This window comes from Parasporobacterium paucivorans DSM 15970, assembly GCF_900141895.1.
Lineage (GTDB): Bacteria > Bacillota > Clostridia > Lachnospirales > Lachnospiraceae > Parasporobacterium > Parasporobacterium paucivorans.
Genome location: NZ_FQYT01000026.1, coordinates 20,701 through 32,333, shown reverse-complemented (window position 1 = coordinate 32,333; position 11,633 = coordinate 20,701). Strand labels below are relative to the sequence as shown.

Sequence of the window (11,633 nt, the reverse complement as noted above, 5' to 3'; positions counted from 1 at the left end):
AAAACCATAAAAGCGATGAATGCCGTCATTTGGAAAATAATCAGCAGCCATCCTCGAAAACCGAAATTCAAAGTTCCGCTTTGCTTCATTTTAAATCCTCCCTTTTTTGTTTCTAAAACTGTCCGTATTTGAGTACGCTTTCCTGCCAGGTCTCCATAAGACCCCGGTCAACATCATCCAGCGCCAGCGAGTTTGAGAAAACAAAACCTCCTCCCGGAGCACAGATGTCCAACATCCTCTTTGTCTGTTCGACCACCCTTTCTTTTGGCCCGCTCATCAGATACTGTGTAGGCATCCCCCCTCCTATGCAAGCTGTCCCGCCAAGAATTCTTTTTGCTTCAGCAAAATCAACATCCTCGAAAATATATATCACTTTGCCCTTCGGTATATCTGTCAGGGTCTCAAGCCGTGTGTAATATTTTCCTTCACAGATGACCACCGGTGTGATTCCGGCGTCCACATATGCGCATATCAGCCTCTTCAGCGTCGGCCAGTAATGCTTGTTGTAATCATCCACTGACATGAAGTTATCAACACCTGCATGCAGAGGTATGAAACCATATTGTGCGTGCTGCATCTTCGCATTGGCTACAGCTGCAGGAATGGATACATCCGCCCAGCGGTTCACCGCCTCATCCACCAGCTCCGGATCCGTCTTGATATCCATGCACAAGGTAATCAATCCTCTTACATAGTCGGCAAATTCGTCAAACGGTGCACCGACCACCGCAGAGCCAAACACCGGATATCCGGCCTGGATTACGGATAAATTCAATTCAGTCATATCGTCTATGTATTTCAGGGCCATTTCACCGGTCCTGATCATATTCTCCAGGGCCTTTTTCACCGGTGGAGCGCCCCAGATTGCCTGACCAAATATGGCATGGCCGGACGCTGCAGGCAGACTGATATACTGAAGACCGTCATATGACTTGAATTTTTTAGGAAGTACTTTGGTAAGAAGGAAAGCACTTGGATCTCTCAGATATTCATCCCAGTCATCATCTCCGAGAAATTCCTGGTCCACATACTGGTATGGCGTGTTCACAGGAAGATTGTAATAAGGTCCCGGCCACCTTGCCGACGCATGCTGTGCCAGTTCCATAGGATCAATTGGGAAAAACGCCGGCGTATAAAACAAATCAGGATCGTATTCCTCAAGATATTTCATAACTGCGGGTTTTAGGAATTTGTAGTCTTTCATTACATCATAAATACTGATACCATAATGGAGAGCATTGAAATTGTTCGTTGTGGGTATGAACGGAACACGGTCTCCCTCCCTGCATTCTATGGCTGCCTTCACCCGCATGGAGCGAATGGCAATGGGCGCAAGAGCGTTGCCCTCTGAAATTTGATCACTCATTAAACATGTCCCCTTTCATATAATTGTGCTAACTCATTGTAACATTTTTAACTTTTATTTAAAAATATTCAATTCGTATCATCTGATACGTTTTATCTATCATGATTATATTTTACAGAATAAAAAAAAGCCTCATCAGAGGCCTTTCGTTAATTGTAAACTACAGAATACAGGGATGCATAGACACCGTTCAGTGCCATCAGTTCCTGGTGCGTACCATCCTCTTCGATTCCGTTGCCGGTAAGAACCAGGATACGTTTTGCATTCCGGATGGTTGTCAGCCTGTGTGCAATAACCAGGGTTGTCCGGTCCTTTGTGAGCCGTTCCAATGATTCCTGTACGATTTTTTCACTCTCATTGTCCAACGAGGACGTGGCTTCATCAAAAATTAGAATCGGAGGATTTTTAAGGAATACCCTGGCAATGGAAAGCCGCTGTTTCTGGCCTCCCGACAGTTTCACCCCCCGTTGGCCAATGTCCGCAAGGTAGCCTCCCGGAAGCTGCATGATAAAGTCATGAGCATTGGCTTTCTGGGCTGCCTGGACAACCTCTTCATCGGTCGCATCCGGCTTTCCATAACGGATATTTTCCATGACACTTCCCACAAACAGGTAAACATCCTGCTGTACGATACCTATACTGCGTCGAAGACTGTTCACCTTAATATCCTTGATATTAATGCCGTTGATAGAAATGCTTCCGGAAGAAACTTCGTAAAATCTTGGTATCAGACTGCACAGTGTTGTTTTTCCAACACCAGAAGGCCCTACGATTGCCACATAGTCCCCTTCATTAACCTGGAGATTGATATGGTGGATCACCTCTTCCTGGCTCTCTTCATACTTAAAGGATACATCTTTGAACACGATGTCCCCATTTACGCTTTTGATTTCCAGGGCGTTTTTCTTGTCCTTAATGTCCGGTTCAATACAGAGTATTTCATAGAATCTTTCGTATCCGCTGATTCCATTCTGAAAAGTCTCCGTAAAATTTATCAGCTTCCGTACAGGTTCCGTAAAGGTTCCTATATATAGAAGAAAGATTATCAGATCTGTCACTTTAACAGATCCTCTCGTAACCAGTACAGCTCCCGTCACAATTACAAATATGGTTATCATGGTGACGAATGCACCTAGTCCCGAATGAAACTGGGCCATGTACCGGTAGCTGTCGCGCTTGCTTTCCAGGAATCGGTGGTTTCCCTCTTGGAATTTTTCCATTTCGATTTCTTCATTGGCAAACGATTTTACAACCCTTATACCGGACAGGTTGTCCTCAATCTGGGCATTGACATCCGCTATCCTGGCCCTGTTGCGGGTAAATGCCCGCTTCATCTTACCGTTTAACAGATACGAAAAAATGAACATGAACGGAATCAGCACAAATGCGGCCACCGCCAGCTTGACATCTATCTGCATGAGAATCACAAAAGACCCTATGAATTTAATAAGCGAGATGAAAATATCCTCCGGGCCATGGTGAAACAGTTCCGAGATGTCAAAAAGGTCATTGGTCACACGGCTCATTAGCTGTCCGACCTTCTGATTATCATAAAAAGCAAATGAAAGCTTCTGATAATGTTCAAAAATCTCATTCCGCATGTCATATTCCATCCGGGAGCCCATGATGTGCCCATAATACGTGATGAAAAAATTGGACACCAGCTCCACAAGGACAAGGCCTGCCATAAGGGTCGCCAGAAGGAGGATGCTGCGCAGGGCCGCATCAGGTTCCCGCAGGATGACATCATTGGTTATGTACCGGATCACAAGGGGAATCGTCAGTGCCACTGCAGCTCCCAGAATGGCAAAAACCATATCCGCACAAAAAAGCCCTTTATAGGGCTTATAATATGAGAAGAATTTCTTCCATTTATTTTTCAAAAAATCACGCTCCGCTCTGTTAATTCTCCATTTCTTTGCTCAATTTTGCAGCCTGGTCCGTGGCGATGCAGCTGTTGATCAGCTCGAACAAATCCCCATCCAAAATATCATCCATTCTGTGGGATGTCAGTTTTATTCTGTGATCCGTCACTCTTCCCTGTGGAAAATTATATGTCCTGATTTTCTCGGACCGGTCTCCGGTTCCAACCTGACTTCTTCTCGCTTCAGCTTCTGCACTTTGTTTCTTGGACAGCTCCAGGTCAAAAAGCCTTGCCCGAAGAACCTTCAGAGCCTTTTCCTTATTTTTCAGCTGCGATTTTTCGTCCTGACAGGAAATGGCGATTCCAGTGGGAATATGGGTGAGACGCACAGCGGAATCCGTGGTATTTACACACTGTCCGCCATTTCCGGATGCCCGGAATACATCGAATTTGCAGTCGTTCAGATTAACCTCCACGTCCACATCCTCTGCCTCCGGCATGATGGCGACGGTTGCCGTAGAGGTATGGATTCGGCCGCCCGATTCCGTAACCGGGATTCTCTGGACACGGTGTACTCCGCTCTCATATTTCAGTTTTGAATAGGCTCCCTGGCCATCAATCATGAAAATGACTTCCTTGAATCCTCCCAGTCCGTTTTCATTTACGGAAATCATTTCCGTTTTCCAGCGGTTTCTCTCCGCAAAACGGCTATACATCCGGTATAATTCAGCCGCAAACAATGCAGCCTCATCACCGCCGGCTCCGGCTCTGATTTCCACAATAACATTTTTGTCGTCGTTCTCATCCTTCGGCAAAAGCAGAACTTTCAGAGTTTCTTCCATCTCTGCCTTTTTTTCTCTGGACAGGCTCAGTTCTTCCTTGGCCATTTCCCGCATTTCTTCATCATTTTCCTGCTCCAGGATTTCCAGACTCTCTTCTTCACTCTTCTTTGCATTCAAATATTCATTATATGCTTCAACAATCGGAGCCAAATCGTTCTGTTCCTTCATCAGCTTTCTGAATCTGTTCTGATCATTTATCGTATCCGGCTCACTGAGTTCCCTGAGAATCTCGTGAAACCTATCGACAATCCCCTGTAATTTATCAAACATTTTATTCATTCCTCCAATGTTTTGTTGCAAACACCACCCTGTCCAGTCCGGGCAGATCCTTAATGATTTCTATACTCTCGTAACCGCTTTCTTCCAACAATGCAGTCACTTCTGCCGCCTGGTCAAAGCCTATTTCCAGTGCCAGGCATCCGCCGTCTTTTAGAAATTTCCGGGCATCCCTGGCAATGATTCTGTAAAACCCGAGGCCGTCTTCTCCACCGTCCAGTGCTGCAGGCGGTTCATGCATCTTTACCTCCGCCATCAGATCTTCTATGTCCCGGCTCCTTATATATGGCGGGTTTGATACAATGACATCATATTTCCCACTCACTTTTTCAAACATGTCTGTCCGGATAAACTCACAGTCGACCCCGTTTCTTTCCGCATTCTTTCGGGCCGTTTCCAGAGCCTTTTCTGAAATGTCAGCTCCCGTTACCTTGGCATGCTTCAAAAACCAGGCAAGACTGATTGCAATACAGCCCGATCCGGTACACATATCCAATATGGATATATCTTCTGTACCCTGATTCCCTGCCCACTCAACGACCTTTTCAACAAGGACTTCCGTATCCTGCCTTGGGATAAGTACATTTTCGTTAACCAGAAATTCCAGTCCCATAAATTCCTGAACCCCGGTGATGTGCTGCACTGGTATCCTGGTGCTGCGAAGGGCAGCCAGCTCAAGAAATTTTTCTGTTTTTTCTTCATCTGCTTTTTCATCTCTTTTGAGCAGAAATTCACAGCGGGACATGCAAAATACATATTCAAACAACAGCCAGGCATCGGTTGTGGCGTCGGTTATCCCGGCCTCTGTCAGGAGCTCCCGTCCCCGCTGCAGCAATGAATTCAGAGTCTGCATTCGGCCTCTGTTTCTTCTTTTTGAAATTTTTCCCAGTCAAACACAGCCTCCACAGCTTCAATCGCCACCTCTGCCATGGATTCGTCCGGTTCGCTTGTAGTGAGCTTCTGCATCCAGAGTCCCGGTTTGGACAGAACATTAACCAGCCTGTTATCCTTACGCCCTGCCAGTTTTAGAAACTCATAGGACACCCCTGCAATCACTGGTATAAGCAGCAGACGGATGACCAGCTTCAATATGGTGTTGTCCACCCGGATAAACACGAAGAAAATAATACTTATGATCATTACAATGAACAAAAAGCTGGTTCCGCATCTTTTGTGGACCTTTGAGCTTTTCATGACATTTTCCACCGTCAATGGCAGTCCATTTTCAATGCAATTGATACATTTATGTTCCGCTCCGTGATACATGAAGGTTCTCTGTATATCCTTCATTTTGGATATCAGGAGAATATACGCTATGAATATCCCGACTCTGATGATGCCCTCAATGATGGCAAAAAGTGTCGGCGATGTGACATTGAAAAAATTATTGATTATATCTACCAGAAGAAAAGGCAGCAGCATGAATACAGCGACTGCAATGACAATAGACACGAATACCGTGAATCCAATCAGCACGCTCTCTGCTTTTTCTTTAAATATTTTATTTGTGACCTTGTCGCCGAGCTTTTCTTTTATTTCTTCTGCCTCTTCCTCAAAGAATGTGGCCGAATAAGTCAGCGTTTTTATGCCAAGAACCATAGAATCTATAAAGTTAAAGGCACCCCTTATGAAAGGCGTGCGGAGAACTTTGTGATTGGAGAATATCCCGTGACAGTCCATTTCCTTCAATTCAATTTCCTGGTTGGGTTTTCGGATTGCAACGGCACACTTGTCGGCATTTCTCATCATAATGCCTTCTAAGACAGCTTGACCGCCTATTCCCGATGATTTCATTTTTCTCTCCTTTACACGAAAAAAACAGGTTGAGACAACAATTCCCGCAGTATTGAACCGCAGGAATTGTAATAATCTCAACCTTATCCTTAACCTATTTGTCCTGATTCAAACCATATCTGCGGTTGAACTTATCAACTGCTCCACGTGCTGAGGCAGCTTTCTGCTGACCCGTATAGAATGAATGGCACTTTGAACAAATTTCAACGTGGATACCGTTTTTTGTTGATCCTGTAACAAATTCATTACCACAGTTGCAAGTAACCTTTGCCTGGTAATATTCCGGATGGATTCCTTCTCTCATCTGATTCACCTCTTTACGACTATTAATATCTAAATTTATTGTAATTTTGTTTGTTTATGAACAGCTTGTTTATTATAGCATACGGTTTTTTTCTTTGCAACACCTTTTTATGTCAGCTTAATCTTTTTTATTGTCTGCAAGAATTCTCCGTTAGTCTTGGTATGAAGGAACAGATCCACAATCTTCTCGGAAGCATCGTCCGCTCTCATTCCGCTCATTGCTTTTCTCATCAAGTAAGCCGCTTCGATTTCTTCCTGTGTGTACAGAAGATCTTCCCGTCTTGTTCCTGATTTTACGATATCGATAGCCGGGAAAACCCTTTTTTCCGACATCTTTCTATCCAGCACAAGCTCCATGTTTCCCGTTCCCTTGAACTCTTCATAGACCACATCATCCATCTTGCTCCCCGTATCCACGAGGGCAGTTGCGAGGATTGTAAGACTCCCCCCACCTCTTGTATTGCGGGCGGCACCAAAAAATCTTTTTGGCATGTGAAGGGCTGCCGGATCCAAACCTCCCGACAAGGTTCTCCCACTTGGCGGGACAGTGAGGTTGTATGCTCTGGCAAGGCGTGTAATGCTGTCCAGCAGCACAACCACGTCCTTTCCATGCTCCACCAGACGTTTTGCCCTTTCAATCGTCATCTCGGAAACACGTTTGTGATGTTCCGGTGTTTCATCAAAGGTGGAATGTATGACTTCCACTTTACCTCCCTGTATGGACTCCTTTATGTCTGTAACCTCTTCCGGACGTTCATCAATCAAAAGGATAAGGATGTATATTTCAGGGTTGTTCTGCTTGATGGCCTTTGCAATCTGCTTAAGAAGGGTTGTCTTGCCCGCCTTGGGAGGAGAAACGATCATTCCCCTCTGTCCTTTACCGATTGGCGTCACAAAATCCATAATTCTCATAGACAGTTTGCTTTCGCCTTCTGTTGTAAGCCTAAGGCGCTTATCCGGAAAAATAGGAACGAGATCCTCAAAATTCCTTCGACGGACGGCATCCCCCGGAGGAAAACTATTTACACCGGAAAGATAAAGCAGTGCTCCGAATTTTTCATTTTGGGTCTTTACTCTTACTTTCCCAGTTATGATATCTCCGGTTTTCAGGTTGAATCTTCTTATCTGTGACGGGGAAACATAAACATCATTATCTCCCGGCATATAGTTATCACTGCGGATAAATCCATAGCCATCCGACATGATTTCCAAGATTCCATTCGCTGTGATCCCGCTGTCCATTTCGGTCTGCTGCTTTTCGGCAGACTCCCGTTTTTCAACAGTTTCCTGTTTTTCAGCAGTTTCCTGTTTTTTCTCAGTTTCCTGTTTTTCTTCTGTATCCCGTTTTACTTCAACGACCTTTTTTTCCTGCGGTTTTGCTATGTCAGCTTTTTCTTCCGCCTTAGGTTGTGCGGATTTTTCTTTTTCGGACTGTTCCAGAATGCCGTTAATAAGTTCTGCTTTTCGCATACCCGTTACTCCGCGCATTTTCATGGAACGTGCGATTTCGCGCAGTTCCGGCAAAGACAGCTTTTCCAATTTTTCAATCATAGAATTACTCCCTTTTTAGTTTTTTTACATTTTATTGGATAAATTAAGAACTCAGACGGTTAGAATATACTATACCTTGATTGCTGCAAATTTGTACATTAATGACTATTGTCATTATACCTCAGCAATCCCCAAAATGGTAGTATTATTATTCGGAATATGGTATCATATGTGTGTATTTTATTCTTTTTAGAAAGGATTTTGTGAAAAAAATGGCACTCGATTCCCTGACTCTTTACAAACTGATAATCCTGTACATGCTTAACAAAGTGGACTTCCCTCTTACGAACAGCCAGGTGTCCGAATTTTTCCTGGAGAAGGGATATACCGACTACTTTACTCTGCAGCGAGCCCTCGCAGGGCTTCTGGAATCCGGCTTTATCAGTCTTGAAAATATACGAAACACTTCCTATTATCATATCACTCCCGAGGGATGTGATACCTTGAGTTTTTTCGGAAACAAAATATCTACGGCTATTATTGATGATGTGGACATTTTCCTCATCGAGAACAAATATGAGCTGCGCAACGAGGTCGGCACAGTTGCGGATTATTACAAATCCACGAACCAGGATTACGTGGTTCATTGCCAGGTAAAAGAAGGAAAGTCAACCCTGATAGAACTTAACCTTTCTGTACCTACCAAGGAACAGGCTTCCTATATGTGCGTCAATTGGAAGGATGCCAGCCAGGAAATTTATTCCCACATAATGAAATCCCTTATGAAATAAGGGATTCGATTGTTGCCCATATTTCATCTCGTCCCTGTTTCGTAACGGCTGAATAAGGAATAATTATTGTATCAGAACCGGCATTTAAGCCGGTTCTGATTGCTTTTACATGCTTGGCAACCTGGCTTCTGTTCAGTTTATCCATCTTGGTTGCTATTATGATTGGCTTGAATCCATTATGCAGTATCCATTCGTACATGTTTTTATCATTTGTGGAGGGATCATGCCTGATGTCCAGCAGAAGAAATACACCCTTCAGCATTTCTGAGGTCTGAAGATATTTTTCAATCATCTTTCCCCATTTTTCTTTCACGGAGACAGCTGCAGTGGCGTAACCATACCCTGGAAGATCCACAAAATACACATCCTCGTTAATCATGTAATAATTAATCGTCTGTGTCTTTCCGGGTTGGGAAGACGTCCTCGCATAAGCTTTCCGGTTCATCAGCCCATTAATCAGGGATGACTTGCCCACATTGGATTTTCCCGCAAAAGCAACCTCCGGATGGATGTTCGTTGGCAGGACGCTGGTGATTCCGCATACTATCTCTAAGTTTACATTTTTTATTACCATATCAGTTCAGTGCTTCTTTCAGCACTGCCTCCATATTTTCCACAAATATAAGATTCAGTCCTTTTCGGATTTCCATGGATATATCATCCACATCCCTCTTGTTTTTCGCCGGTATCAGAACGGTTTTTATTCCGGCAACCTTGGCCGCCAGGATTTTCTCCTTCAGTCCACCGATTGGTATGACCCTTCCTCTCAGTGTGATTTCACCGGTCATGGCAACACTGGATTTTACAGGGCGTTTTAAAATGGCAGACAGCATAGCTGTAGCCATGCTGATTCCGGCTGAAGGACCGTCTTTCGGGGTGGCTCCCTCCGGAATATGTATATGTATATCATTGTTTTTGAAAAACTCGTCGGGTATGTTATATTTAGGCGCTATGGAACGAATATAGCTTAGTCCGGTCATGGCGGATTCCTTCATTACCTCACCCAGTTTTCCGGTAAGCATAATTTCACCCTTTCCGGGCATTATATTTACTTCTATCTGAAGGGTATCTCCTCCGACGCTTGTCCATGCAAGTCCCCTCACTATTCCAATCTCGTCTGCTTCATTCGCATATTCAATGGAATATAGTGGTTTTCCCAGATACTTCTCGATGCTCTTTTCCGTCACATTGACCGTTTTTTTTCCGGTCTCCAGGATTTCTTTTGCCGCTTTCCTGCAGATATCCGCCAGCTTTCTCTCCAGATTCCTTACGCCGGCTTCCCTTGTGTAGTCGGCTATTACCATCTTCAGGGCTTTAATGCTTATCTTAAGCTGGGCTTCATCCAGACCATGCCGTCTGATCTGCTTGGGAAGCAGATAATCCTTTGCTATGTGTTCCTTCTCATTCTGTGTATAACTGGTAACCTCGATGATTTCCATACGGTCGAGAAGGGGACCTGGAATTGTCTGGGTTGTATTGGCCGTCACAATAAAAAGCACTTCCGACAAATCGATTGGAAGCTCCACATAATGATCTCTGAATGCAGTGTTCTGCTCGGTATCCAACACTTCCAACAGGGCCGCGGAAGGATCTCCCTTGTAATCATTGCCCAGTTTGTCGATCTCATCCAGCAGCATAAGGGGGTTCTTCACACCTGCCTGTTTCAGGGCATTGGCTATACGGCCGGGCATAGCACCTACGTAGGTCTTTCTGTGGCCTCTTATCTCAGCCTCATCCCGCACTCCGCCCAGGGATATCCGGACGTATTTTTTGCCAAGGGCGGATGCCACGGATTTTGCAATTGAGCTTTTTCCGGTTCCCGGAGGACCTACAAGACAAAGAATAGGACTCGGTCCTTTATTCGCCTTAAGGGCTCTGACTGCCAGAAACTCAAGAATTCTTTCCTTTACCTGTTCCAGACCGTAGTGTTCTTCATCCAGGACAGCTTTTGCATGCTTAATATCCCTGTTGTCTTTCGATGCCTTATCCCAGGGAAGGTTCAGCAGGACCTCGATATATCCTCTTGTCATGCTGCTTTCCGCCGAATTGGCTCCGCTGCTTTTAAACCGTTTGATTTCTTTTTCAATTTTTTCCTTGACGGATTTTGGCGCTTTTAATTTCTTAAGCTCTTCCATGAAGGTATCTGCTTCCGAAAATGTTTCGTCGTCGCCAAGCTCTTCACGAATCAGCTTCATCTGCTCACGGAGGATGTATTCCTTCTGATTCGTATCGATTTTTTCCTTGACCTTGTCCTGGAGTTCCCTCTTGATGCGACTTACTTCTATTTCATTTCCCAGATATTTCGCAAGAATTTCGTATTGGGCGGACATATTCTCCGCTTCCAGGTACACCTGTTTTTCAGTGTAGGGAAGGGATGCATGAATGGCCAGCTGTTCCAGCACTTCATCCAGCTTTGTCATTTCTCCAAGATATTTATAAGCATCTGACTTAAGCTGTGGATTCAGCTCCAGAAAACGTTCAACCATCTCCTGGAGGGTACGAACCATAGCCTCTTTTGAAGCTTCATCCATCTGAGCACTTTCAAGTTCAAAGTGCTCAATCTCCGCTTTCAAAATAGGCTCAGTTTCTTTCCACTCTATTAATTTTGCTCTGTCTTTTGCTTCGATCAGGACACGCACGATGTTGGAGGGAAGCTGGATCAGCTGCTTCACCTGGGCAACTACACCCACACTGTACATATTGTCCGGATTTATTTCGAGTTCTCCCGCATCTTTCTGGGTAAGCAGAAAGACCAGACGGTCTCCCACCATTACCTGTTCTATTGCACGGACTGATTTTTCTCTGCTGACATCAAAATGTGTTATCATTCCAGGAAGAACAGTCATTCCTCTCAGCGGTATTACCGGTAATATCTGTCTGTCAGTCATCACAATTCCACCTACTTA

General features: G+C 44.6%; 10 protein-coding genes. 1 reads left to right on the top strand and 9 read right to left on the bottom strand.

What is annotated here, in order from left to right; translation table 11 throughout:
• Positions 1-112: 112 nt before the first annotated feature.
• The 7 genes from BUA79_RS10845 to rho all read right to left on the bottom strand — a co-directional run bounded on the left by BUA79_RS10845 (position 113) and on the right by rho (position 7,996).
• Positions 113-1,366: a uroporphyrinogen decarboxylase family protein gene (locus tag BUA79_RS10845; RefSeq protein ID WP_073994446.1), complete on the bottom strand. Its 1,254-nt coding sequence runs from the start codon at positions 1,364-1,366 to the stop codon at positions 113-115.
• Between the two features lie 149 nt (positions 1,367-1,515).
• The gene (locus tag BUA79_RS10840) at positions 1,516-3,249 is read right to left on the bottom strand and encodes an ABC transporter ATP-binding protein (protein ID WP_073994445.1); all 1,734 of its coding nucleotides are present in this window, start codon (positions 3,247-3,249) and stop codon (positions 1,516-1,518) included.
• 19 nt (positions 3,250-3,268) lie between these two features.
• Positions 3,269-4,342, bottom strand: coding sequence for a peptide chain release factor 1 (prfA, locus tag BUA79_RS10835; protein WP_073994444.1), 1,074 nt, complete (start codon positions 4,340-4,342; stop codon positions 3,269-3,271).
• 1 nt (position 4,343) lies between these two features.
• Positions 4,344-5,201 (bottom strand): peptide chain release factor N(5)-glutamine methyltransferase, encoded by an 858-nt coding sequence (gene prmC, locus BUA79_RS10830; protein ID WP_073994443.1) that lies wholly within the window; start codon positions 5,199-5,201, stop codon positions 4,344-4,346.
• Positions 5,189-6,142, bottom strand: coding sequence for a DUF1385 domain-containing protein (locus BUA79_RS10825; RefSeq protein WP_073994442.1), 954 nt, complete (start codon positions 6,140-6,142; stop codon positions 5,189-5,191). The genes prmC and BUA79_RS10825 overlap by 13 nt, the downstream gene beginning before the upstream one ends.
• A gap of 94 nt (positions 6,143-6,236) precedes the next feature.
• Positions 6,237-6,446 (bottom strand): 50S ribosomal protein L31, encoded by a 210-nt coding sequence (rpmE, locus tag BUA79_RS10820; RefSeq protein ID WP_073994441.1) that lies wholly within the window; start codon positions 6,444-6,446, stop codon positions 6,237-6,239.
• Positions 6,447-6,553: 107 nt separating this feature from the next.
• Positions 6,554-7,996, bottom strand: a complete 1,443-nt coding sequence (rho, locus tag BUA79_RS10815) for a transcription termination factor Rho (protein WP_073994440.1) — start codon at positions 7,994-7,996, stop codon at positions 6,554-6,556.
• A gap of 212 nt (positions 7,997-8,208) precedes the next feature.
• On the opposite strand from rho, the gene BUA79_RS10810 reads away from it, so the two are divergent.
• Positions 8,209-8,727 carry a DUF4364 family protein gene (locus BUA79_RS10810; RefSeq protein WP_073994449.1) on the top strand — a complete coding sequence of 173 codons (519 nt, stop codon included), beginning with the start codon at positions 8,209-8,211 and terminating at the stop codon, positions 8,725-8,727.
• Here BUA79_RS10810 and yihA read toward each other — a convergent pair.
• Positions 8,717-9,301 (bottom strand): ribosome biogenesis GTP-binding protein YihA/YsxC, encoded by a 585-nt coding sequence (yihA, locus tag BUA79_RS10805; RefSeq protein WP_073994439.1) that lies wholly within the window; start codon positions 9,299-9,301, stop codon positions 8,717-8,719. The two genes, BUA79_RS10810 and yihA, sit on opposite strands and share 11 nt — an antisense overlap.
• A gap of 1 nt (position 9,302) precedes the next feature.
• The gene (gene lon / locus BUA79_RS10800) at positions 9,303-11,615 is read right to left on the bottom strand and encodes an endopeptidase La (protein ID WP_073994438.1); all 2,313 of its coding nucleotides are present in this window, start codon (positions 11,613-11,615) and stop codon (positions 9,303-9,305) included.
• Between the last annotated feature and the right edge of the window lie 18 nt (positions 11,616-11,633).

What these genes read in the sequence shown, in the direction of transcription:
- BUA79_RS10845 (WP_073994446.1), bottom strand. Translation starts at nt 1,366, where the DNA reads ATGAGTGATCAAATTTCAGAGGGCAACGCTCTTGCGCCCATTGCCATT.
- prfA (WP_073994444.1), bottom strand. Translation starts at nt 4,342, where the DNA reads ATGTTTGATAAATTACAGGGGATTGTCGATAGGTTTCACGAGATTCTC.
- prmC (WP_073994443.1), bottom strand. Translation starts at nt 5,201, where the DNA reads ATGCAGACTCTGAATTCATTGCTGCAGCGGGGACGGGAGCTCCTGACA.
- BUA79_RS10825 (WP_073994442.1), bottom strand. Translation starts at nt 6,142, where the DNA reads ATGAAATCATCGGGAATAGGCGGTCAAGCTGTCTTAGAAGGCATTATG.
- rpmE (WP_073994441.1), bottom strand. Translation starts at nt 6,446, where the DNA reads ATGAGAGAAGGAATCCATCCGGAATATTACCAGGCAAAGGTTACTTGC.
- rho (WP_073994440.1), bottom strand. Translation starts at nt 7,996, where the DNA reads ATGATTGAAAAATTGGAAAAGCTGTCTTTGCCGGAACTGCGCGAAATC.
- BUA79_RS10810 (WP_073994449.1), top strand. Translation starts at nt 8,209, where the DNA reads ATGGCACTCGATTCCCTGACTCTTTACAAACTGATAATCCTGTACATG.
- yihA (WP_073994439.1), bottom strand. Translation starts at nt 9,301, where the DNA reads ATGGTAATAAAAAATGTAAACTTAGAGATAGTATGCGGAATCACCAGC.
- lon (WP_073994438.1), bottom strand. Translation starts at nt 11,615, where the DNA reads ATGACTGACAGACAGATATTACCGGTAATACCGCTGAGAGGAATGACT.